Source organism: Novosphingobium sp. 63-713, from assembly GCF_001898925.1.
Taxonomy (GTDB): domain Bacteria; phylum Pseudomonadota; class Alphaproteobacteria; order Sphingomonadales; family Sphingomonadaceae; genus Novosphingobium.
In genome coordinates this window covers 57,036-80,826 of record NZ_MKVS01000019.1, presented here as the reverse complement: position 1 = coordinate 80,826, position 23,791 = coordinate 57,036, and the positions used below count along the sequence as shown (strand labels likewise).

Here is a 23,791-nt window from a genome sequence, read left to right as displayed (position 1 = left end):
CCCCCGACCGGGCCCCGTCGTCAGATGGGGTCCTTAAGGATAAATCGGCTGTTATTTGAAAGGCATGTGCAGGCGCGACCCTACGAGACGGCTGCCCCGTTCCCGAGATTGCGAAACCACCGATGAAAAACGCCCCCGTCGAAATCGAGATCAAACTATGCGCGACGCCTGCCATGCTGGCGGAACTGCAAAGCCACCCTCGCCTCGCGGGAAAGGGGCGCAACGCGCATTTCACCAGCACCTATTTCGACAGCAAGGATCGCTTGCTGGAACAGGCGGGCATCAGCCTGCGCATCCGCTCCGGATCATGCAAAAGCGAGCAGACGGCCAAGGCGATGTCCCTGCCCTGCGGCACGGTGCATCGCGAGGAATGGACCACGCCGCTGACTGGGAAATTGCCGCAGATTGAACGCTTTCCCGATCCGATCCGCGCGCGGCTGAATCACATTCTGGGGCTGGAGGCCATCGCCCCCACCTCGATCAGCCAGATCAAGCGGCTGCGGCGCTCGGTCGCGGCGGGCGACTCGGTGCTGGAGGCCGATTTCGACACCGGCACGCTGCGCGCCGGGGATCAGGTCGAAACGCTGTGCGAACTCGAACTGGAGCTTATCGAAGGACGCCTGCGCGATCTGCTGCTGCTCGCGCTCGACCTGCCGCTTGGCCCCGATCTGCAATGGTCGGTGGTCAGCAAATCGAAGCGATGCGCGTGGCGCCGCGCCGCGACCGATCATATGGAAAGGGCCGCGCAGGCCCCCGTCCTGTCCAAGGCGATGAATGTGGCCGCAGGGTTTCGCGCAATCGGCTGGAATTGCCTGTATCAATTGCTGGCCAATTATCCGCTGGTAATCGCCACCGGCCATCCCGAAGCGGTCCACCAATGCCGCATCGCCATACGCAGGATGCGGATTGCCTTCGAGATTTTCAGCCTATGCCTGCCGGAAAGGCAAAGGCCGCGCCTGAATGCGGGCATCAAGGCGGCGGGCCGCATTCTGGGCCGCGCGCGCGATCTGCATGTCCTGCATCTGCGGCTCAAAGATGCCGCCGATGATGCCGGATCGCGCTCCGTGCTGGACGCCATCGAACGCGCGCTGGCCCAGGCCACGCAGCAGGCGGGCGACATGCTGGCGTCAACCGCCTTCCAGCGCCTGCTCTTTGAAGCGGCGCATGCAATCGAGGTCGGCCATGCACAGGATCCGACGGGCGACGGGCCGCTGCGCCCCTTTGCGGCCGAGATCCTCTCGCGCAGCCGCCGCCGGTTGCTGTCGGCCGATCAGCGACTCGACACGATGAGCAAGCGCGACACCCACCGCCTGCGCATCCATGCCAAGGAATTGCGCTATGCCTGCGCCTTTTTCCGTTCCCTATGGCCCCGCTCGGGCGGCAAGAACTTCTCCGCCCGCCTCGAACTTGTGCAGGACAGGTTGGGCAAGCTGCATGATCTGACGGTCGCGTCGAAGGCCGCCGCCCTGCTGGGTCCCGAGTCGGACCCGATTTCGAGTGCGCAAATCGCAGCAGAACTCGAACGTATGCTGCCCGGGGCTGGCAGGAATCGCAAAAAGCTATTGCGGGATGCTGAAGAGGCTTTGGCCGATTGGCGCGACGCCCGGCGATGGTGGATGACATGATGCCGCGGCGCAAAAATGAAAAGCCAAGGCTTTCAAACCACATACCGGCAGCGTCCCCGCCCCGCACCTCAATCGGGGCGAAAAACGGGGCTTTTCCGGCTTAAAGGATCGACTTCTAAATACTTAACAACACTTAACAATTGCATATGCAATCGAATGCATATATGGAGATACGGGCATATACGTGGTATATCGTATAAGATCGAAAGCCCCTCCCCAGAAGGAACGGCGCGCAGGATGAGACGAGGAGTTGGGTGATGCGACCACCAACGGTTGCGATGGACGAAAACGAGCGCCTGCTGGCGCTGGCCGAATATCATGTGGATCGGGCCGAAGGCATGCAAAGCCTCCAACCCATCGTTGATATGGCCGCACGGCTGTTCAATTGCGCCGGTTCCGGGGTGAACATGGTTGGGCGCAACAATGTGACCCATGCCGCCAGTTTCGGCATCTGCCCCACCCGTCTGGCCCGCGAAACCAGCTTTTGCGGCCATGCCATCAATCAGGATGGCATTATGCTGGTGCCTGATGCCGCCAAGGACGAGCGTTTTCATGACAATCCGCTGGTCAAGGCGGGCCTGCTGCGCTTTTACGCGGGGATCGCGCTGCGTTCGCCTTCGGGCCATGCGCTGGGCGCGCTGTGCCTGCTCGACCCCAAACCGCGCGCGGCGGACGCCTTTGACGCGCAGGATCGCGAAAGGCTGCTGCAACTGGCCGAAATGGTCTCGGACCGCCTTGAATTGCGCCGGATCGCCACCAGCGCCAGCGACGGGTCGGGCCTGCTGCTGCCCTCCAGCCGTGTCACCGCGCCCAGCGCCGTATTAAGCTGCGATCAGGAAGGCTTTCTGACCGCCTGCAACCCGGAGGCCGCCCTGATGTTCGGCTGGTCGCAGGAAGACATGATCGGCGCCCCCTTCGATCACCTGCTGACCGAAGAGCACCGCCGCGTGACCCGCGCGGGCATGCGTCGGGCCTTGCAGGGCGATATGCCCGAGGCCGACACCACCATGCTGATCGCCAGGCGCAAGGACGGCAGCCAGTTTCCCGTCGAACTGCACTGGTCGCACTGGCGCGAAGGCAGCCAGATCGCCTTTGGCATCATCGTGCGCGACCTTTCCCAGGCCTCTACCGATCGCACCGCGCTCAACCGTATGGTGCATTACGACAACGTCACCGGCCTGCCCGACCGCAGCCTGCTTTTTCGCCATATCGACGAGTCGCTGGCGCAGGGAAAAAACCTGTCCCTGATCATCACCGATCTGTCGGGCATGGGCGATGTCAACAACACGCTGGGCCATGCGCTGGGCGATCAGGTGCTGCGTCAGGTGGGCGAGCGGATCCGCGCCTGTGTGCCCGAGGCCGCGCTGGTCGCGCGCAAGACCGGCAACAAATTCGCCACCGTGCTGGACACGCGCGACCCGATTGTCCTTGGCCAATCGGCGCGCAGGATCAATGCCGCCCTGGCCGAACCTTTTGTGCTTGCCGGACAGGAAATCCTGATCGGCAGCTATTGCGGCATGGCCTTCACCCCGGATCGCGAAGGCGCCTCCGCCCAGCGCGACGCCACCTCCGAAGAACTGGTGGGCGATGCCGAACTGGCCCTGCATCAGGCCTATGGGCTGGGGCGCGGCCATGTCTGCCTTTTCATGCCCCAGATGCGGGCTCAGGCCGTCAGCCGGCGGCAATTCCAGATGGAGCTGCGCCATGCCCTGCTCGACGGGCAATTCGCGCTGTTCTATCAGCCGCAGGTCGATCTGAACGATGTGCGCGTCACCAGCGCCGAAGCGCTGATCCGCTGGTATCATCCGGTGCGCGGCCTGCTGCCTCCGGGCGCCTTTCTCGAAGCGCTTGAGGCCGGGTCGTTGGCGGGCGAAGTCGGCAACTGGGTGCTTGACACGGCCTGTGCGCAAGCGGCCCGCTGGCGCCGACAGCATCCCGGCTTCGGGATCAGCGTCAACCTCTCTGCGGCCCAGTTCAAGCAAGGCGATCTGCCCGCCGTGGTGGCCGCCGCGCTGCAGCGCCACGCCCTGCCCGCCGATGCGCTCGAACTGGAGATCACCGAGAATATCATCCTCAATGACCAGAGCGACATTCTGGATCAATTACGCGCGATCCGCGCCAGCGGGGTGCGGCTGTCCTTCGACGATTTCGGCACCGGCTTTGCATCGCTCAACCTGCTCAGCTCCTATCCGATCAGTGCGATCAAGATCGACAAGGGCTTCACCCGGCTGGGTCAGGCCTCACCGCGCGATCAGGTGGTGGTCGAAGGCCTGATCGGCATCGCGGCGGGGCTGGGGCTTGAGGTGATCGCCGAAGGTATCGAGGACGAAGACACCATGCGCTTCCTGCAGCAGCGCCAATGCCACAAGGGACAGGGCTATTATTTCGGTCGCCCCTGCCCTGCCGATGAATTTGCCCGCCTGCACCTGTGCCCTCCGGCCAGACAGGCCAACGGCTGAAACGACGGGGCGGCGGTGATCCCGCCGCCCCGTCTTCGCACCGTAAAACCGGCCGCCATCGGCTGATTTTGCAAAACCATGCCGCCGCCGGTGGGGAGCCGGACGGCGGAAAAAGGCGTTCTGTCCTGTTTCGATCCGCCCCACCTGCAGGCGGCATTGATACAATTCCGAAACGGAGGTAAATTTCACCGAAATGGACGGAAACGCTGCGCCCTGTTCACCGCATGGCCCGGCCCATCGGGGGACGATGCTGTCGCAATGGGAGGATGGGACAACTCAGTCCGGTTTCGCTATGGCATAGCCGTCATCGGCGTGCTCTTCGCGGCTGCCCTGCGCGCGATCATGGATCCGTTCATCGGCGAGCGGGCCGCCTACACGCCCTTTACGCTGGTGGTGCTGATTACCGTGCTTTGGTGCGGGCCGGGCGCCGCCATCATGGCCAGCATTCTCTCGCTCGGCTTCGGCTTTCTTTTTGCGCAAAGTGAAAGCGTGGGCATCGGCGACTTTGCCCAATCGGTGGTCTTTCTGGTCACGGCAGGGGGGATCATTACGGTCGGCGAAATTGCCAATACGCTGCGCCGCGAACTCATGCGCAGCCATCAGGAGGCGCAAAGGCGCGCTGCCCAATTCGCGCTGGCCGCTGAAGAGCTCAACCTGCTGATCGACGGAACGCCGGGTCTGGCGATCTATATGCTCGACCCCTACGGGCGCATCATGATCTGGAACAAAGGCGCCGAACGGCTCAGCGGCTGGAAGGAGGAGGAGGTTCTGGGCACGGATGCCTCGATCCTCTACCCCGCCACGGACAAGTGTCAGGTCGATCTGTCGCTGGCGCGCAGCGAAGGGCGGATCGAGGGCGAAGGCCTGCGCCGGCGCAAGGACGGCACCACCTTTCTGGCCTCCTTTTCGATCACCACGCTTTACGACGAACAGGGCAAACTGCGCGGATTTGCCAAGATCGTGTCCGACATCACCCGGCGGCGGGCCGATGAAAAGGCCCTGTTGGCGCGCGAAAGTCTGCTGACTTCGATCCTGTCGACCGTCCCCGACGCGATGGTGGTGATCGATGCCCACGGAGTGGTTCTTTCCTTCAGCGACGCGGCGCAGACGCTGTTCGGTTATGATGCCTGCGAAGTCATCGGGCACAACATCAGCATGTTGATGCCCGCCCCCGATTCCCACCGCCATGACCTTTATCTGCGCCGTTATCTGGAAACCGGCGAAAAGCGCATCATCGGCAAGGGCCGCGTGGTCTTCGCCCAGCGCAAGGACGGCACCACCTTCCCCGTCACCTTGTCCATCGGCGAGGCGCGCGATGGTGAACAGCACATCTTCACCGGCTTCCTCCAGGACTTAACCGAGCGGCATCAGGTGCAGGAACGGCTCGAAACGCTGCAATCCGAACTGATTCATGTGGCAAGGATCAGCGCCATGGGGGCGATGGCCTCCACGCTGGCCCATGAGCTCAATCAGCCCATCGCCGCCGTGGTCAATTATGTTCAGGCCGCGCATAATCTGATGGGCGGGCCGCAGGATTGGGATCTGGTCGCAATGCGCGAGGCGCTCGACGATGCGGCGCGAAACGCTTTGCGCGCGGGCCAGATCGTGCGGCGCCTGCGCGCCTTTGTCACGCTGGGCACGATCGAGCGCACGGTGGAAGCGCTGCCCGCGCTGATCAACGAGGCCTGCGTGCTGGCCCTGATGGGCGCACGCGAACAGGGCATCCACACCTATTTCGAACTGGGGCCCGAGGCGCTGGCGGTGCTGGTCGACCGCATCCAGATCCAGCAGGTGATGGTCAATCTCATCCGCAATGCCTGCGAGGCCATGACCGACAGCCCCGAAAGGCGCCTGAGGATCGAGACGCATCCCTATGGCACCGATTTCGTCCGGGTCACGATCAGCGACTCGGGCACCGGCGTTCCCACCGCGATCCACGATCAGTTGTTCAAGGCCTTTTACAGCACCAAGCAGGAAGGCATGGGGCTGGGCCTCTCGATCTGCCGCACGATCATCGAGGCGCACGAGGGCAAGATCTGGCTGGAAACCCGCGAAGGGCGCGGCACCAGCTTTCATTTCACGCTGCCCCGCGCCAAATAAAAGCGCCGGTTTTCCCGCCGCCTATCGGGGACATTCCCAATATCCCCGCCCCCCGCCCTTGGGCAGTCTGATGCGACGCCATGTTTGTGGACGCTCCTGCCCGATGGGCCAACCCGATAGGAATGCCTGCGATGAAACAGCCTTTATCCATCATCATGTCCGGGCCGGAGCGCGATCTGCGGCCGGAAGGGGTTTCGCTTTATTCCCTCGCGCTGGCCTTGGGGCTGATGCTGTTTTCCGGCCCGCTCTGGGCGCAGCCGCCGCGCGGCGAGACCTTTCGTCCGGCCATCCCCGCGCCGCCCCCGCCGCCATCCACGGTTGAGCCGAGCCGCCCGGCGCCGCAAAGAAACAGTGAGGCCTGCTGCCATCAGACGATGACCCCGCCAATTACTTCTGAAACGCATGCCGGGATCTCGCCGCGCACGACCTATACTTCACAATCTCCATCCACTTCGGCCACGAGTTCGAGCTACAGCCCGCCACCCGGATTTCATTATCAGCTCTGGGCGGTGGGCAATGTCCTGCCCCGCGCCTATTGGGCGCGCGGTTATTGGGTCGAAAATTACTGGATGTTCGCGCTCAGAACGCCGCCATGGGAATGTGTCTGGGTGCGCTACGGCAATGATGCGCTGCTGGTGAACCGGCGCAATGGGGCCATTGTCCAGATCCTGCGCCACACGTTCCGCTGAGCCATCAGGGCCTTGAGGCTGGTCACAGCTTCTCCCCAAGGTGATGGCGGAACCAGATGCTGGCCAGCGTCACCACCTGTTCAAGCGTGTCGGTCTCATCAAGGCAATAGCCAGCCCGGGGAATGATCTGGATGTCCCGCTTGCAGCGCATCCGGTTGAAGGCAAAAAGGTTGAGATCGGTCACTGCCTCGTCATCCCCGCCCACGATCAGCAGGCTGGGCGCCGTCACACGCGAAAGGGCGCGCGCTCCGGCAAGATCGGGGCGCCCCCCGCGCGACACGATGGCAGCGATGCGCCCGTCCTCGGCCCCGGCGCGAAAAGCGGCCGCCGCACCCGTGCTGGCGCCGAAATAGCAGGGCAGAAGATGGCACGTATCGGGCTGAAGCGCGGCCCAGTCGGTGGCAAGGCGCAGGCGATAGGCCAGCAGGTCAATGTTGAAGACTCGCCTGCGGTCCTCTTCCTCCTCAATCGTCAACAGATCGAGCAGAAGCGTGGCCAGCCCATCGGCGCGCAGGCGGGCGGCCACATGATTGTTGCGCAGGCTGAAACGCGCGCTGCCCCCGCCATGGGCGAAAATGACAAGGCCGCGCGCCAGAACAGGCACCTGCAGCGTCGCCTCCAGAACAAGCCCGGCGCCGGCGCTGACATAGCGGGGAATGGCCGAAAGCATCAGCCGATCACCATCCGGCCGGCCATGGATACGACCCACAGGCGCGATATCTGCCGCCACATTTGCCTTGACTGTTCATGCGAAAACTCCTCGCCCCCGCAGGTTGTCAATTCCATGACAGGCATGAACCACCGGCCGGATCAGGCAGTATTGGCCAGTTCCACCGCCGCTTCGATTTCGTTGAGCAAAAAGGGGCCCTCCAGCGCTTCCTGCTGTTCGAGCCGCTCTCTGGCCCGCGTATAATCGCCCGTCACCATCAGCACCGGCACCGCATGGTGATCGGTGATCCGGCGCGCCGCCTCGACCGCGCATCCGGTTTCGACATCATCGCCAATGACGATCAGATCCGGCATGTGGCGCCCGGCCGCGGCCAGAGCCTGTTGCTGGGTCCAGACAAGATCGAAGGATTCAAAGCCCAGCATCTCGAGCCTGCGCTGAATGGCGCGGCTGATGAGCATGTTTTCGTCGATGATGAGTGCGTGGCTCATGGCGAGTCCTTTTTCTTTCAGATCGCGATCCATGTGCCAGCAGTGAAGTGCGGCCCGCTCTCCGCAATGTTGCGGATCACCCGATGGACGGGCGGATCAGCCAGTAAAAGGCGCAACCGTTCTTGCCGAGAGCGACTAACGGCAAAGCCCGGCGACTCCGATTTTGGGAGCAAGGCAGGGCCCATTTCGCCCCCGCAAACCTAGAGCCCAGGAAGCGGGCCGGACGCGCCCCGCCGACTTTCCAAGCCGATGTGAATATTTAGCCCACGATACACAGGGCGGACCGCTCATCGGGCGATCACGGTTAACTACGTACTATCCCTTAGGATGAAAAACTTATTACTTCGCTTCGAGAAACGCCTATTTTCCAGACATCGATCGAAAAATAAACAAATCGATCACGATCAGAAAAAAATCTCAAATTTCAGAAATTCCCAACAGGGGATGAAGCGGTAAGCACGCCATCCGCAATAATGGCATGCAAATATGGAGAATACCTCATGCGTATTTACTATGTCCTTGCTGTGGGCGCAAGCCTTGCCTTTGTCGCTCCCGCCATGGCCCAGTCGGGCGTCGGTGCGGGCAGCGTGTCGGTGACCTCCGTGGGCGCCGGCAGCTCGACCTCCTGCGGCGGCTCGCATTGCGGGGCCATGGCCGGAGGGGCTGTGCTGGCGGGTGGCGAAGCGGGATCGTCGGCCTCGCTGTCCAACCACCATGGCACCACCACGACCACCACCTCGTCGGGCAGCATGGGCGGCGCGGTCCAGGGCGGCGGCTCTTCGACCAGCGGCCATGGCGGTTCGGCCAGTCAGACCAGCGGCGCGGTGGGCCTCTATGGTGCCGGCGCCATCGCTTACACCAGCGGCCACCACTAAGCCTGAACAATGCAGCGGGGGAGGATTTGGCTCCTCCCCCGTGTGCCATGTTCGCTCGAGCAGGGGGGCAAGCAGCCTGCCCGATCATCGTCCGCTTGCTTTCATGGGGGATCCGGCGGCGCCAGGCGCTCGGAGCCACAGTCAGGAGGATCACTATGCATAGGCTCTGGACAGCAATCAGCACCGTCGCACTGATCAGCGGTGCTATCCATCCAACCATGGCGCTGGCGCAGACCAGCACCTCGACATCGGGTTCGAACGCCGGGGCGGTTTCGGGTTCGGATGCCGCCGCCAATGCCAATCCCGTTCAAAACACCACCACCACATCGGGTTCGGTGTCGGGATCGACCTCTGGCGCCAATTCCAATTCCAATTCGGTGTCCAATCCGATCAACATCACCAACACCAAGGCGGATTCGACATCCGGGTCCAGCTCCACCGCCACCACAAGTTCGAGTTCCTCGAACCAGTCGACCAACCAGTCGACGCAGGGCAACAGCCAGACCATCAACAACAATTCGGTCTATCCGGCCAATCAGACGATCAAGACCGCACCGGCCGTCATGGCCCCCGCGCTGACCACCACGCTGACGGAAACCTGCATGGGTTCCAGCTCGCTGGGGGTTTCGGTGCTGGGCTTTGGCGCATCGGGCGGCACGACATGGCAGGACCACCACTGCGTTCGTCGCTTGAACGCCCGCGAACTGGCCCAGACGATCGGCGACCGCGATGCCGCACGCGAATTGATGTGCTCGGATGAGGAAGTCTTCAAGGTTTACAACGCCCTTGGGCGGCCCTGCCGCCTGCGCCCGGATGGCTCGGTCAACCCTGCCTATGTCGCGCCCCCGCCTCCGCCGCCGCCCAGCATGGCCTATTCGCCGGTAGCGGCGGTTGAAAATCCCGGCCCCTATCTGGTCTTCTTCGACTGGAACCGCGCCGATATCACCAGCGAGGCCGCAGCAACGCTGGACAAGGCCACCAGTTCCTATCAGCAGACCGGCTATGCCAGCCTGCAACTGGCCGGCCATACCGACAGCAGCGGCTCGGAGGCCTATAACAAGGAACTCTCGCTGCGCCGGGCTGAATCGGTGAAGGCCTATCTGAGCGGCCATGGCATCCCGCGCGAGGTCATGAGCGTTCAGGGCTTCGGCGCCAGCTCGCCGCGCGTGGCCACGGCGCCGGGCGTGCGCGAAGCGCAGAACCGCCGGGTCGAGATCACCTTTGTGGGCGCTCCTGCGGCGCGTCCGGAAAAGCCCGCCTCGGCGCCCACAGAAAATCACTGAGGCATTGGGCCGAAACTGTCGGCATTCGGGGGGAGGAGTCCATCACGCGATGGGCTGCTCCCCCCGAGCCATAAGGGGCGCCCGCAGGGCTTACGGCTCCAGCGCGCCCAGAACCTCGCCAAGCGGGCAAAGGCCGCCCCTCACCGGATGGCGGCAGGCCCCGATCGCCATGGGCTGGCGCAGCGATGCGCCCTTGCCGCTCCGCATCGCCTCCAGCGATTGCGAACGATAGCTGGCCCGGACCAGACGACGGCCCGAAGGCATTCGCAGCACTTCCAGCACGATGGCGCCGCCCGGCGCGGGATCATCGGCGGCCAGACCATCAACACGCCAGTGCAGACCCAGCACCCCCGCCAGATTGGCAATATTCGTATCATGCCCAAGGATCAGCGCCAGCCCGACACGCCCTTGCAGCCCCTCGCGCAGCACCGGCGTCAGCCCCGCCAGATTGGGCACGGCTATGGGCCGGGGGCGTGCAAGCAGCCGGAATTCCTCGGCATGAAAGGTGGAAAGCGTGGCAATATCGCCCGCGCTGGCCCGGCCCCAACCGACCTCGGTCATCGGCTTGCCATCGGCATATTCAAGCAAGAGGATTTGGGCTGCGGTCGAGGCCCGGTCGAGCATTCCCGACAGTTTGGGGCGGGCCTGCGCGGTGGCGGGGCGGATCTGCGTGGACTCGGCCCCAAGGCCGCAGGGCGCCGCCGCCCCGCCGCACAGGATCGCGTTCAATCGGGCATAGAGCGGAGCCAGCCTGCGGTCGATCCCGGCCAGACCTTCCGGCCCGACGGCCTGCTCGATGGCGCCCGCCGCCGCGACCGGATCAATCCGCGCCAGACCGGCCGAAAGCGGGCCAAAGCGCGGATCGCCCTGATCCTGCGGCAGATGGTGGATGACGGGCGCACATTTGGCCAGCGCGCCCTTGGCCCAATGCTGGGCGGTGGCGATGGTGCGCTGGTCGCTGTCGGCCAGAATATGCACCCGCCCCGCATCGGGGCAGCGCGCAGCAGGCAGCACGCCGATCCGCCGCAACCATGCGCCATCCTCCGCGCCAAGGCGCTCCACCGCCTCTCCGCCATGCGTGGTCAGCCAGCCCGGCGGCACATCCCAGCGCGGCCATGCGGAGGCCGCGGTCCCGGCGGGCATGGCCGGGTCCTTGGTGGGCGGGCGAATGCCATGGCGCATCAGCACCGCAACGCTTTCCACCACCGGGCCGGCTGTCTTGGCCTGAACCGGCCCGGCACAGGCCAGCGCCGCCGCGATCATCATCATCTTGCGCATCAAATAAGCCCTTCTGCTCAGAAATGCATCTGGACGCCGCCGCGCAGCAGCGTGCCGTAGCGTTCGCGTTCGATCAAATAGGACCGGTTCGCCCCCAGATAGCGCCGCCAGCCCGCATCGGTCAGATTAACCGCATCGCCAAACACGGTGATCGCCTTGCGGATCTGATAGGAGACATGCAGGTCAAGCTGACCATTGGCGTCGGTGTACTGATCCAGCGCCGCGCTGGCGCCAAGCGTATCAAGATAGGCCGAGCGATAGGAAAAGGCGAGGCGCGCGCCAAAGCCGTATTTCTCGTAAAAGACCTGCGCCGAGGCGACATTCTTCGATTGATACGCCAAGGGCAGGCTGGCCCCGGCGCGGACCAGCGGCGCCCGGGCATGGCCCCAAACGTGGCTGAAATTGGCAGAAAGTCCAAGGCCCGAGAGTGCGCCGGGCAGATTGGTGAACTGATGCTGGGCGTTGAATTCGACACCGGTGATCTGCTCATCCTGCGCATTGATCGGCTGGGTCACGGTGGCGTTGGTATAGGCGACATTGGCGAATGTGCCGTTCACCCCGGTCTGGCCATAAGTATAGATCGGATTGTCGATGGATTTGTAAAAGATGCCCGCCGACAGGATGCTGCCCTTGGCCGGGTAATATTCGACCGCCGCGTCCAGATTGACCGCGCGATAGGGCTTGAGATCGGGGTTGCCCATGCTGATCGCGGGGGTGGATGGCGAGGATGTGTCAACAATCACATAGGGCGCCAGATTGGGATAATTGGGCCGCCCGATCGAGGTCGTCACCGCCCCGCGCAGCAACAGGTCGCGGCTGACATCATATTTGACGTTCAGGCCGGGAAAGATGTCGGTATAGCTGACCTTGCCGAAACTGTTGAACCCGTCGCCCAGTGTCGAGGAGGCCGTCACCAGCTTGGCCTTTGTGCTGTCATGGGTGGTTTCCACGCGCAGGCCGGGGATCACCGTCAGGCCGCCGAATTTCAGCTTGGCCATCACATAGGCCGCGCCAATCGTCTCGCGCACGTCATAGTCGCTGGAGAGCGAGTCCGAGAGCGTGCTGCTGGTGCTGACGGCGGCATAGGACGCCATATTGGCGTTGAGATAATCACGCGCGGCAGCATAGTTGATGCGCGTGCCCATCGCGAACATACCGTCATAGAAACTGCTGCCCCCGGTATAGCCGACATTGGAGAGCAGCCATCCGGTGGCCAGCGTGGTCTTGGTCGCGCTCCATGTGGTCTTGTCATGGTCATCGGCCTTGTGGCGGTCCATCAGCTTGACACCCGCCTTGATTTCCGAACCGTCGCCCCACGCTATGGGATGCGTGTAATCGACCTTGCCCTGCCAGATTTCCTCGAAAGCATAGCGATGTTCGAGGTTATATTTAGAGAAGTAGAATTTGGACGGATCGTTGAACAGGCCCGCGAAACTGCCCGAAGGCGAGAGTGAATAGGGATAGGTCGAGCCGTCATAGGCCAGCGAAGTAACGCCGCCCTTGGCCGTGGTGAAGGTGAATTCGCTGCGCACCGGATCGACCTTGACCGCGCGCGAATAGCCGCCCGTCACCTCCAGCGTGCCGCCCGCCAGATCGGCAAATTCCCCACCCAGCGTCAGACCGGTCGTATGGTCGTTCTCCTCGCGGCGGCGCACGAGGATAGTGGCCGTGGCCTTAGAAGGCGCGCCGGTGGTGGCGTCATAGGCGGTGACGGCCAGACGGTTCTGGTCGCGGGTTTCATGATCCTGAAATTCGGAATAGGTGGCGCGCAGATAGAGCTTGGTCCGCTCATTGGGATGCCAATCGAAATTGCCCACCAGACCAAGGCGGGTGCGCGTCAGATTATAGTCGCGCAAGCCATTGCCATCGGGAACGCCGGTATTGGCATAGGTCGCCGCGCTCGATCCCTGATAGTTCTGGCTTTCGATGGGGCGGCGTGAGTAATTGACGCTGAGCACCGCGCCGAATTGCTGCGCGCTGCCGAAACGGCCGCCCAGCGTGCCGTCCAGCTCATAGGGCGATTTCTTGTTGATCTGATACTGGCCCGCCGCCCCGCGCAGGTCGAGGAAGAAGGGCTTCTTGCTGTCGAAAGCGGTCTTGGTCTTGATCGAGACTTCGCCCGCAATCGCATTGGCATCCTGGCTGGCCAGCAGCGATTTGGAGACGCTGATCGACTGGATCATCGCGCTGGGGATGTCGTCCAGCTTGACCTGGCGGCCATCGGGTTCGGGCGCGGGCTGGGTCATGCCGTTCATCGTGACATTGGCCAGCGCCGGGTCGATGCCGCGAATGATCGCATAGCGGCCCTCGCCCTGATCGTTGGCCGCAGTCAGGCCGGGCAGGCGCTTGATCGCTTCGGCCACGTTCTGATCAGGCAATTTACCCACATCATTGGCGCGCAGCGTTTCGACCTCATTGTCGGCCCCACGCTTTTCGGCCACAGCCTCGCGCTGGGCCGCCAGAGCGCCGGTGACGACGATGGCGCCGCTCTCATCGCCCGCATCGGCCAGCCCGGCGGTGATGACATAGGATGTCTCGCCCGCCTTGCGCACCGACAGGCCGGTGCCGCGCAGCATCCGGGCCAGCGCCTCGTCGATGGTCATTGCGCCGGTAATGGCATTGCTGCGGCGGCCCTCGGCGGCGCTGCCGGTGATGATGATCTGAACATTGGCCTGCCGCGCAAACAGGCGCACCGCGCCCGCGACATCCTGTGCCGGAACGTCGAACGTGGCGGCATGGGCCGCGAAAGGCATAGCAACGCTGGTCAGCATGGTGCCAATAGCGAGATGGCGAAGAAACCCGGTCATGAAACCCTCACAGGACGGCGGGCCGGCTATTCGGCCCCATCACCTGCTCGACGGGCCGCGTTCGGGTTTCCTTTGGGGCAACAGCAAATTTATTTTGCGGCTTGGGCCAAGGGCGGTCCTATTTGCCGCCAATCACCCAACCGCCTTCCTCGGCGCGCATTGGCGCGTTCAAACTCAGCGCGGCGGCACGGGCAAAGCCTTCGGGATCATCCAGACGAAAAGCGCCATAGAGCTTTTCGCGCCCCAGCGCCGGATTGGCCAGCCGGATCGTCGCGCGATTATGCTGGTTGAATTCGGCCAGCGCGTTCTCCAGCGTTTCCCCGTCCAACTCGATCCGCCCGCTGGTCCATGCCAGCGCGCGCTCCATCGCGGGCGCGGCCAGACCCAAACGCACCGGCGCGCCATCCTTGCCCAGCCGCACCTCCTGCCCCGCCGTCAGGCGCAGGGCAAAAATCCCCCGCCGCACCTCGACCTCGCCCTCGCTGACCAGCACATTGACCGTGTCGCCCTGCGCGCTGACGCTAAAGACCGTGCCGATGTCGGTAATGATCACATCGCCCGCCTGAACCTGAAACGGGCGCGCGGCATTATGCGCCACGCGAAACAGCGCCCGCCCCTGCGAGAGGCTGACCTTGCGCTCGCCCCGGTCGAAATCGACGCGCAGCCTGCTCGCCGCATCCAGCGTCAGCGCGCTGCCGTCGGCCAGCGCGAGGCGGCGCAATTCGCCCTGCGTGGTGGCATAGGTCTGCGCCCCCGGATCCATCGCCAGCCAGGCCACCAGCGAGGCCGCCAGCAGCCCCAAAGCGCCCGCCGCCAACCGCCAGCGACGCAGCGGCGGCGCCTCCTGCACCGCGGGCGCGGCGGCCGTGGCCAGATGCAGCACAGCCTGCGCGCGCAGCAGGGCCCCGCCATGACGCGGATGCTCCCCAAGCCATGCCTCGAACTGGGCGCGCTGTGCCAAGGGCAGATCCTCAGCCCCCGCAGCATCCAGCCGCGCGGCCCAAGCGGCCGCTTCGGCCTCAAGCACAGCGGCGGATTTTTGTCCCTCTTGCGGCAATGTCTTTCCTGTCTTCGCCCGAAGGTAGCGGGCCGTCCATTTCTGCGCAACGCAACCCCGCCTGCAACAGGCGGAGCGCCTTTTGTATATCGTTTTCCACCACACTTTCGCTGACGCCCAGCTTTTGCGCGATGTCTCTTTGCGACAGGCCCTCGATCCGCTTCATCGTAAAGATCATGCGGCACCGCTCGGGCAGAGCGGCCAGCAAGCCCTCGACGATCCGCCACTGTTCGCGCGCTGCCAGAACGCTTTCGATGCCCGCCGCTTCATCTATGACGAAGTTCTGCGCGCTTTCCGTAAGGTCCTCGAAACGAATGATCGCGGCGCGGCGCAACTGATCGCGCCACAGGTTGCGCGCGGTCTGCATGAAATAGGCGCCGGGGCGCGTGATATGATCGACACAGGACAGCGCGGCAAAGCGGCAATAGGCGTCCTGCACGATGTCGTCGACATCGCCCGGCGCCACGCCCAGACGGCGCAGCGCAGCCCGCACCGCAGGCTCTTCGGGCACGATATGGCGGGCAACCCAACCGACGATGGCGGGCGAGGCACAGGGCATGGCGCAATCTCCTGCCCAAGGCCGCTAGGGTGCGATTGCGAAAACCTCGTGACAATGCGCCCTCCGCGCTAATCCCAATAGCCGGAGCGGACGGGCAGCGGATATAAATCCACACCGGCCAACGGAACTGTTATATTCCGGCCCTATCCTCGCGCCAGTTTTTCGCAAATCCCGACGGGAAAACAGCATGATCGCCAGCGCCGACGAGTTTCCGACCTCCTCCTCCGGCTATCTGGGCCACCCCGATTTTGTGATGCTGGGCGCGCTGCCCGCGTCCGGGCGACTGGTGGCGGGCGCAAGGGTGCTGGCCGGACGCATCGACACACGCGCGCTGGTCGAGGACAATCGCCGCTTGCCGCCATGGGCGGGCGAGGGGCTGACCTTTGTGTTCCGCTATGGCGCGGTGGTGTCCATCACCGGGCCGGATGAGACACCGGGCCGGATCGATGCCGCGCTGGCCCGTTATCTGCGCGATCCGGCGGGCATGATCGAGGTGGAAACCGCCGAGATCAGCCTGACCCGCCACGGCACCGACCGGATCGGCGAGGAAGGCCAGATCCTGCTCGCCGATGGTGATGAGGCGCGCCTCACGCTGGTGGCCATCGTGCTGGCGCGCAGCGTGGTGCTGTCGCGCGATGAAGTGCTGGTTTCGCAGGCTTTCGACCGCATCGCCCCTTTGGTGTCCGACCTGCGCGAAACCGGGCGGACGCGCGCGCCGGTGCGTCAGGCGATGCAACTGGTGGGCGAGGTCCTGGCCGCGCGCCACCGGGTCATGGCCAAGGTTCAGGCCGACGAGCGCCCCGATGTCCTATGGGACAATCCCGAGCTGGACCGGCTCTATGCCAGGCTGGAGGCCGAACACGAGCTGGACGACCGCGCCGAGGTGCTGGAGCGCAAATTCGTGGCGCTGGGCGATTTTGCCGAAGTGCTGCTCAACATCATTCAGGACAAGCGGGCCTTTCGGCTCGAACTGGCGATCATCGCGTTGATTGCCTTTGAAATCGTGCTGGCGCTGTTTAACATGCATTGGCGATAGGACGCACCGCCAACTGTTGCGTCGGTGTTGGTCGATCGAGGGCTTCGGCTGTCCTGTACGGTGGGGCGATAGAGGGCGGTCTGCATAGGACTGCATATGCTGCGATGCAGCATTTTGGGGCCTGACAAAAGGCATAGCCCGCCCTATATAGGGATTTGCCTTTGCCGCACTGCATTGCGGTTCCCCCCATGACGAAAGGCCCCACCCATGAGCGCCCCTGCGCTGGACCCCGCCGCTATTGCCTTTACGCCTGCGGATGACACCTCCCGTTCCTCGCCGGTTGCCCTGGTGCATCTGGCGCTGGCGATGGGCGGGTTTGCCATCGGCACCACCGAATTCGCCACGATGAGCCTGCTGCCCTATATGGCCGACGGGCTTCATGTCGACGCGCCCACGGCGGGTCATGTGATCAGCGCCTATGCGCTGGGCGTGGTGGTGGGGGCGCCGCTGCTGGCGGTGCTGGGCGCCAATCTGGCGCGGCGGACGCTGCTGATCCTGCTGATGGGCCTGTTCGGCCTGTGCAACGCGCTGTCGGCGCTGGCGCCCGATTATCACTGGATGCTGCTGTTCCGCTTTCTCTCGGGCCTGCCGCATGGGGCCTATTTCGGCGTGGCCGCGCTGATGGCGGCCAGCCTGGTGCCGCCCGAAAAGCGCACGCAGGCAGTGGGCTATGTGATGCTGGGCCTGACGGTGGCCACGATCATCGGCGTGCCCACGGCCAGCGTGCTGGGCCAGTCGGTCAACTGGCGCTGGGGCTTTGGCGTGGTGGCGGTGCTGGCGCTGCTGTGCGCGGCGATGGTGGCGCGCTTTGCCCCGCATGATCGCCCGGCGGCGGGGGCCAGTCCGATGCGCGAGTTGGGCGCGCTGGCGCGGGGTCAGGTGTGGCTGACGCTGAGCATTGGCGCTATCGGCTTTGGCGGCATGTTCTGCGTCTATACCTATATCGCCTCGACGCTGATCGAGGTCACTCATGCCTCCAAAGCGGCGATCCCGCTGATCTTCGCGATCTTTGGCGTGGGGATGACGCTGGGCAACATCATCGCCCCACGCTTTGCCGACCGGGCGCTGATGCCCACGGCGGGTGGCCTGCTGGTGTGGAGCGCGGCGTGGTTGGCGATCTATCCCTTTGCGGTGGGGCATGTCTGGGCGGTGGCGGTGGTGGTCTTTGCTATCGGCATCGGCGGGGCGCTTGGCTCCGTGCTTCAAACCCGCCTGATGGACGTGGCGGGCGAGGCGCAGACGCTGGCCGCTGCGCTCAACCATTCGGCCTTCAACATCGCCAATGCGCTGGGACCGTGGATGGGCGGGATGGCGATAGCGGCGGGCTATGGCTGGGCTTCGACCGGCTTTGTCGGGGCGGGATTGGCGCTTGCGGGGCTGGGCATCTGGGCCGTGGCCGCGCGGGTGGCGCGCCGCCACGGCTAGGGTTCAGAGCGTTTTGATGATGGCGGAAAAATCCATACCGCCATTCCCGGCCGCGTCAAAGGCGGCGTAGAGTTCCTCGGCGCGGTGGCCCATCGGCACGGGCGCGCCCGCATCCTGCGCGGCCGCCATGGCCAGTTTCAGGTCTTTGAGCATCAGTGCGGTGGCAAAGCCGCCCTGATAGCCATGGTCCGCAGGCGTCTCCGGCCCTACCCCCGGCACCGGGCAATAGGAGGTCATCGACCAGCACTGGCCCGAGGCCTTGGACGAGATGTCGTAAAAGGTCTGGAGATCCAGCCCCAGCCTTTCGGCCAGTTTGAACGCCTCGCACGTGGCCACCATCGAGGCGCCCAGCAGCATGTTGTTGCAGATCTTGGCCGCCTGTCCCGCGCCGCTTTCGCCCGCATGGATCACCGCCTTACCCATGGCGGCAAGGATCGGCTGGGCTTCGGCAAAATCCTGCTCCGTGCCGCCCACCATAAAGGTCAGCGTGCCCGCATTGGCCGCCGCGATCCCGCCCGAAACGGGGGCGTCCACCATACGATAGCCCCCCGCCTGCGCCAGAACGGTCACTTCACGCGCGCTGGCCACATCAATGGTCGAACAATCAAGCAGCAGCGCGCCCGTCGGGGCATGGCCGATCACATCGCCGGAATAGACCGCTTTGACGATGGCCCCATTGGGCAGCATCGAGACAACGGCATCCACATCCGCCACCGCATCGCGCATATTGGCGAAAGGTACGCAGCCATTGGCCACTGCCCGATCCAGCGCGGCCTGCGCCAGATCGAAAGCATGGACCTGATGGCCCGCCTTCACCAGATTGGCCGCCATACCGCCGCCCATGTTGCCCAGTCCGATGAAGGCGATTTTCATGATGACCTCTCCTTGAATATTATAGTTTTATCGGCCCTGCCATTGGGCAGTGCGTTTTTCGACAAAGGCCGCCATGCCCTCGGCCTTGTCTGCGCTGGCGGTCAGGATCTGGAACAGGCGGCGCTCGTGGAGCAGGCCCTGATCCAGCGTGGTTTCAAACGCGGCATTGACCATTTCCTTGTTGGCGATGGCCGCCATGCGGGGCATCTCGGCAATGGTCTGCGCGGTTTTCAGCGCATCCTCGAGCAGATCGGCCAGCGGCACGATGCGCGCGACCAACCCCGCGCTCTCGGCCTCAACCGCGCCCATCATCCGCCCGGTCAGGCACATCTCCATCGCCTTAGCCTTGCCCACCGCGCGGGTCAGGCGCTGTGATCCGCCCATGCCGGGGGCGACGCCCAGCTTGATCTCGGGCTGGCCGAATTTGGCGGTGTCGGCGGCCAGAATGAAATCGGCCATCATCGCCAGTTCACAGCCGCCGCCCAGCGCAAAGCCATTGACCGCCGCGATCCACGGCTTGCGCGTGGCCTTGACCAGCTTGGCGTGCCAATCGGCGAAGAAATCCTGAAGGAAGAAGTCGGCGGCGGGCTTTTCGGCCATCTCCTTGATGTCGGCCCCGGCGGCAAAGGCCTTCTCGCCGCTGCCCGTCAGCACCGCGCAGCCCTGTGTATCATCGGCCTCAAAGGCGGCAAAGGCGGCGACCAGTTCGGCGCAGACCTGCGAATTGAGCGCATTGAGCGCCTTGGGCCGGTTGAGCGTGATGAGCGTGACCGCTCCGCGCTGTTCGACCAGAATTGTTTCATAATTCATAGCGGTTTCCATTCCTCATGCGCTGGCAAGGGGGCGAAGATAGCGTCCAGCATCGCCTCGGTCACCTGCTCGGGACGGGGCGGATTCCATGCGGGGGCATTATCCTTATCGACGATCACCGCGCGCACCCCTTCGGCAAAATCGGGCAGCATCAAAACGCGCGATCCGATCCGGTATTCCATGGCCATATTGGCCGCGAAATCGGGCAGGGTCAGGCTGGTGGCCAATTGGCGCAACGCAACCTTGCAGGTGGTCGGGCTTTTGGTGCGGATCGTGGCCAGGGTGCGGGCGGCGAAGGAGCCGCCATCCTCCTCCAGCGCGGCCAGAATATCCTCCAGCCGATAACCGGCAAACAGACAGGCGATGTCGGCGGCATGGTCGGCCAGCGCAGGCGCAGGCGGCGCTATGGACAGCGCATTGAGCACCGCCTCGGGCGCCTCCCCAGCGATGATCCGCACCTTGGCCTCGGGCAGGCTCTGCGCGGGCAGATAATGCGTGGCCAATCCGGCCCACACGCATTCCGCTCCATCCAGCCGCGCCCCGGTCAGCGCCAGATATTGCCCCAGCCTGCCGCTAAGGCGCGAAAGATACCATCCCCCGCCCACATCGGGAAACAGACCGATACCGCTTTCAGGCATGGCAAGTTTCGTGTTTTCCGTGGCAACGCGCCAACGCGCCGGGCCGCTGATGCCCACGCCGCCGCCCATGGTGATGCCGTCCATAAAGGCCACTACCGGCTTGCCATAGGCAAAGATCAGGTGGTTGAGCTGATATTCCTCATGGAAAAACCGCCGCCCGGCTGCCCCACCATCGCTCAGCGCCGATTGGCGCAGCAAGTTGATATCGCCCCCGGCGCAAAAGCCGCGCGACAATTTGGGGTCGCCCGCAGGGTCAACCGCATGGTCGATCATCACCGCGCCCACCGCCGGATCATCGCGCCAAGCCAGTAACGCCGCCGTCATCGCCCGCACCATGTCCAGCGTCAGCGCATGGATCGCGCGCGGGCGGTTGAGCGAGAGCACCCCCGCGCGCGCCTCGGCCCTGACCAGAACCTCGCTCATTTCAGCAGGTCCCGCGCGATAATCAGGCGCATGATTTCATTGGTCCCTTCCAGAATGCGATGAACGCGCAAGTCGCGCCAGAAACGCTCGATGGGGTAATCCCGCAGATAGCCGTAGCCGCCAAACATCTGCAAGGCGCGGTCCACAACAGACGAGCCCGTATCGGTGGCGAAACGCTTGGCCATGGCGGCAAAGGCGGTCTTGTTGGCATCGCCGCGCGTCACCTTTCCCGCGGCGGTATAGAGCAGCGCGCGCGCCGCCTCCAGCTCGGTGGCCATATCGGCCAGCACGAATTGGGTATTCTGGAAATCAGCGATCGCCTTGCCGAATTGCTTGCGTTCCTTGGTATAGCGCACCGCCTCGTCAATACAGCGCTGCGCCCCGCCCAGCGAGCAGGCGCCGATATTGACCCGCCCGCCGTCGATCCCGGCCATGGCGATTTTGAACCCGTCGCCCTCCTCGCCCAGCCGGTTTTCCACCGGCACGCGCACATCCTCAAGGATGACCTGCGCGGTGGGCGAGGCATTCCAGCCCAGTTTGCGCTCCGGCGAGCCAAAACTCAGGCCCGGCGTGCCCTTTTCCACCAGCAGGCAGGAGATGCCTTTCGCTCCGGCCTCGCCGGTGCGGACCATGATGAGATAGATGTCATTCACCCCCGCGCCCGAGATGAACTGCTTGGTGCCGTTCAGCACATAGTGATCGCCATCCCGCCGCGCCGTGGTGCGCAGCGCCGCCGCATCCGATCCGCTGCCCGGCTCGGTCAGGCAATAGGAGGCGAGTTTTGCCATCCCCACCAGCTCGGGCAGATAGCGCGCCTTTAAAGCATCACAGCCAAACCGGTCGATCATCCATGCGGCCATATTGTGGATCGAAACGAAAGCCGCCGTGGCGGGGCACCCATAGGCCATCGCCTCGATCACCAGCGCCGCCTCCAGCCGCCCCAGACCGATGCCGCCGCTCTCCTCGCCCACATAGATCGCGCCAAAGCCCATGTCGCCCGCCGCGCTCATGACCTCGCGGGGGAAATGGTGCTCCTCGTCCCACCCGGCGGCATGGGGCGTGATCGAGGAGGCGGTGAACCGGGCGGCGGCCTCCTGTATCGAGCGCTGGTCCTCGTTAAGCGTAAAGGCGTCGGTCATGGCATCCTATGTCCTGTTTCAGCCCATCGTGGGGATGATGAAGGCATTGCCGCCATCGGGCGTGCTGTCGGGCCACCTTGCGGTGATGGTCTTGATTTTGGTCCAGAACTTCACGCCCTCCATACCATGCTGATTGGTATCGCCAAAGGCGCTGCGTTTCCATCCGCCAAACGTGTGATAGGCCACCGGCACCGGGATCGGCACATTGATGCCCACCATGCCGACATTGACCCGCGCGGCAAATTCGCGCGCCGCATGGCCGTTGCGGGTAAAGATCGCGACGCCATTGCCATATTGATGGCGGCTGGGCAGGGACAGCGCGGTTTCGAAATCGGGCGCGCGCACGATCTGCAGCACAGGGCCGAAGATCTCGTTGTGATAGCTGCTCATGTCGGGCGTCACATGGTCGATCAGCGTGGGGCCGACATAGAAACCGCCCTCCAGCCCTTGCGGCGTGAAATTGCGGCCGTCGACAAGGATCTGACCGCCTTCTGCCTCGCAGGTGGCGATCCAATCCTCGATGCGGGCCTTGTGCTGGGCGGTGACGACGGGGCCGTAATGGGCCGAGGCATCAAGGCTGGCCCCCACATTGAGCCCGGCGATTTCGGGCAGCAGTTTCTCGATCAGCCGCTCTGCCGTCCCCTCGCCCACCGGCACCACCACCGGCAGCGCCATGCAGCGTTCGCCCGCCGAGCCAAAGGCCGCGCCCACCAGATCGCCCACCGCCCGGTCGATATCGGCATCGGGCATGATGATACCGTGGTTCTTGGCCCCGCCCATCGCCTGCACCCGCTTGCCGTTGGCCGCGCCGCGCTGGTAAACATAATTGGCGATGTCGGACGACCCGACAAAGCTGATCGCGCCGATGGCAGGGTGGTCGAGGATCGCGTCCACCATCTCCTTGTCGCCATGGACGCATTGCAGGATGCCCTCGGGCGCGCCCGCCTCCAGCATCAGTTCGACAAGGCGCACCGGCACCGAAGGATCGCGCTCGCTGGGCTTGAGGATAAAGGCATTGCCGCAGGCGATGGCCACGCCGAACATCCACATCGGGATCATCGCGGGAAAGTTGAAAGGGGTGATGCCAGCGCCGATGCCGATGGGCTGGCGCATGGAATAGACGTCGATGCCCGGCCCGGCGCCATTGGTATATTCACCCTTGAGCGCATGGGGAATGCCGCAGGCAAATTCGACCACCTCCAGCCCGCGCTGGATATCGCCCTTGGCGTCGGCTACCACCTTGCCATGTTCGCTGGCCAGCAGTTCGGCCAGATCCTGCATATTGGCCTCAACGAGCCGTTTGAATTCAAACATCACGCGGGCGCGGCGCTGGGGATTGGTGGCGGCCCATGCCGGCTGGGCGGCCTGCGCGGCGGCCACGGCGCGGTCGAGCAGGGCGGCATCGCCCAGCGCCACCTCGGCCTGCACCGCGCCTGTCGAAGGGTTGAAAACCGGAGCCTTGCGCGCCGGAGCGCCGCCAGAACCGCCAACAATCAGATGGTCGATAAAGCGCATTTTCGCATCCTTCCCGTTTCTCGATTTCCTCCACTTGTATTG

19 protein-coding genes are annotated in these 23,791 nt (G+C 64.3%); 8 read left to right on the top strand and 11 right to left on the bottom strand.

Going from position 1 to position 23,791, the window contains the following annotated elements; genetic code table 11:
- Window positions 1-122: 122 nt before the first annotated feature.
- From BGP00_RS08655 to BGP00_RS08640, 4 genes are all read left to right on the top strand, one after another.
- Window positions 123-1,625, top strand: a complete 1,503-nt coding sequence (locus BGP00_RS08655) for a CHAD domain-containing protein (RefSeq protein WP_292690384.1) — start codon at window positions 123-125, stop codon at window positions 1,623-1,625.
- Window positions 1,626-1,882: 257 nt separating this feature from the next.
- Window positions 1,883-4,084 carry an EAL domain-containing protein gene (locus BGP00_RS08650; protein ID WP_292690382.1) on the top strand — a complete coding sequence of 734 codons (2,202 nt, stop codon included), beginning with the start codon at window positions 1,883-1,885 and terminating at the stop codon, window positions 4,082-4,084.
- Between the two features lie 312 nt (window positions 4,085-4,396).
- Window positions 4,397-6,184: a PAS domain S-box protein gene (locus BGP00_RS08645; RefSeq protein WP_292690379.1), complete on the top strand. Its 1,788-nt coding sequence runs from the start codon at window positions 4,397-4,399 to the stop codon at window positions 6,182-6,184.
- A gap of 131 nt (window positions 6,185-6,315) precedes the next feature.
- Window positions 6,316-6,873, top strand: a complete 558-nt coding sequence (locus BGP00_RS08640) for an RcnB family protein (protein ID WP_292690377.1) — start codon at window positions 6,316-6,318, stop codon at window positions 6,871-6,873.
- 22 nt (window positions 6,874-6,895) lie between these two features.
- On the opposite strand, the gene BGP00_RS08635 is transcribed toward BGP00_RS08640, so the two are convergent.
- Window positions 6,896-7,603 (bottom strand): alpha/beta hydrolase, encoded by a 708-nt coding sequence (locus tag BGP00_RS08635; RefSeq protein ID WP_292690375.1) that lies wholly within the window; start codon window positions 7,601-7,603, stop codon window positions 6,896-6,898.
- 80 nt (window positions 7,604-7,683) lie between these two features.
- A complete protein-coding gene (locus BGP00_RS08630; RefSeq protein WP_292690372.1) occupies window positions 7,684-8,031 on the bottom strand; it encodes a hypothetical protein in 348 nt (115 codons plus the stop codon).
- Between the two features lie 500 nt (window positions 8,032-8,531).
- On the opposite strand from BGP00_RS08630, the gene BGP00_RS08625 reads away from it, so the two are divergent.
- Together BGP00_RS08625 and BGP00_RS08620 are read left to right on the top strand one after the other, a co-directional pair.
- On the top strand, window positions 8,532-8,906 hold the full coding sequence (locus BGP00_RS08625) for a hypothetical protein (protein ID WP_292690370.1): 375 nt from the start codon (window positions 8,532-8,534) through the stop codon (window positions 8,904-8,906).
- Window positions 8,907-9,061: 155 nt separating this feature from the next.
- Entirely contained in the window at window positions 9,062-10,189 is a 1,128-nt protein-coding gene (locus BGP00_RS08620; protein WP_246869897.1) for an OmpA family protein, read from the top strand.
- A 90-nt stretch (window positions 10,190-10,279) separates the two neighbouring features.
- Here BGP00_RS08620 and BGP00_RS08615 read toward each other — a convergent pair whose 3' ends face one another.
- The 4 genes from BGP00_RS08615 to BGP00_RS08600 all read right to left on the bottom strand — a co-directional run bounded on the left by BGP00_RS08615 (window position 10,280) and on the right by BGP00_RS08600 (window position 15,890).
- Window positions 10,280-11,467 (bottom strand): histidine-type phosphatase, encoded by a 1,188-nt coding sequence (locus tag BGP00_RS08615; RefSeq protein WP_292690366.1) that lies wholly within the window; start codon window positions 11,465-11,467, stop codon window positions 10,280-10,282.
- A 17-nt stretch (window positions 11,468-11,484) separates the two neighbouring features.
- Complete coding sequence (locus tag BGP00_RS08610; protein ID WP_292690365.1) at window positions 11,485-14,274, bottom strand: TonB-dependent receptor; 2,790 nt, start codon at window positions 14,272-14,274, stop codon at window positions 11,485-11,487.
- 118 nt (window positions 14,275-14,392) lie between these two features.
- Window positions 14,393-15,301 carry a FecR domain-containing protein gene (locus tag BGP00_RS08605; RefSeq protein ID WP_292690363.1) on the bottom strand — a complete coding sequence of 303 codons (909 nt, stop codon included), beginning with the start codon at window positions 15,299-15,301 and terminating at the stop codon, window positions 14,393-14,395.
- Window positions 15,294-15,890, bottom strand: coding sequence for a sigma-70 family RNA polymerase sigma factor (locus BGP00_RS08600; protein WP_292690361.1), 597 nt, complete (start codon window positions 15,888-15,890; stop codon window positions 15,294-15,296). Before BGP00_RS08600 ends, BGP00_RS08605 begins: the two co-directional genes overlap by 8 nt.
- 187 nt (window positions 15,891-16,077) lie before the next feature.
- Between BGP00_RS08600 and BGP00_RS08595 the strand changes: the two genes are divergently transcribed.
- Together BGP00_RS08595 and BGP00_RS08590 are read left to right on the top strand one after the other, a co-directional pair.
- Window positions 16,078-16,926, top strand: coding sequence for an RMD1 family protein (locus BGP00_RS08595; RefSeq protein ID WP_292690359.1), 849 nt, complete (start codon window positions 16,078-16,080; stop codon window positions 16,924-16,926).
- 306 nt (window positions 16,927-17,232) lie between these two features.
- Window positions 17,233-18,351, top strand: coding sequence for an MFS transporter (locus tag BGP00_RS08590; protein ID WP_292690802.1), 1,119 nt, complete (start codon window positions 17,233-17,235; stop codon window positions 18,349-18,351).
- 3 nt (window positions 18,352-18,354) lie between these two features.
- Here the strand turns inward: BGP00_RS08590 and mmsB are convergent, their stop codons facing one another.
- The 5 genes from mmsB to BGP00_RS08565 are packed head-to-tail and all read right to left on the bottom strand — an operon-like array spanning window position 18,355 to window position 23,749.
- Entirely contained in the window at window positions 18,355-19,224 is an 870-nt protein-coding gene (mmsB, locus tag BGP00_RS08585; protein WP_292690357.1) for a 3-hydroxyisobutyrate dehydrogenase, read from the bottom strand.
- Window positions 19,225-19,251: 27 nt separating this feature from the next.
- Window positions 19,252-20,034 carry an enoyl-CoA hydratase-related protein gene (locus BGP00_RS08580; protein WP_292690354.1) on the bottom strand — a complete coding sequence of 261 codons (783 nt, stop codon included), beginning with the start codon at window positions 20,032-20,034 and terminating at the stop codon, window positions 19,252-19,254.
- Window positions 20,031-21,095: an enoyl-CoA hydratase/isomerase family protein gene (locus tag BGP00_RS08575; protein ID WP_292690352.1), complete on the bottom strand. Its 1,065-nt coding sequence runs from the start codon at window positions 21,093-21,095 to the stop codon at window positions 20,031-20,033. The genes BGP00_RS08580 and BGP00_RS08575 overlap by 4 nt, the downstream gene beginning before the upstream one ends.
- Window positions 21,092-22,234, bottom strand: a complete 1,143-nt coding sequence (locus tag BGP00_RS08570; protein WP_292690349.1) for an acyl-CoA dehydrogenase family protein — start codon at window positions 22,232-22,234, stop codon at window positions 21,092-21,094. Before BGP00_RS08570 ends, BGP00_RS08575 begins: the two co-directional genes overlap by 4 nt.
- Window positions 22,235-22,252: 18 nt before the next feature.
- Window positions 22,253-23,749, bottom strand: a complete 1,497-nt coding sequence (locus tag BGP00_RS08565) for a CoA-acylating methylmalonate-semialdehyde dehydrogenase (protein ID WP_292690346.1) — start codon at window positions 23,747-23,749, stop codon at window positions 22,253-22,255.
- Window positions 23,750-23,791: the final 42 nt, after the last annotated feature.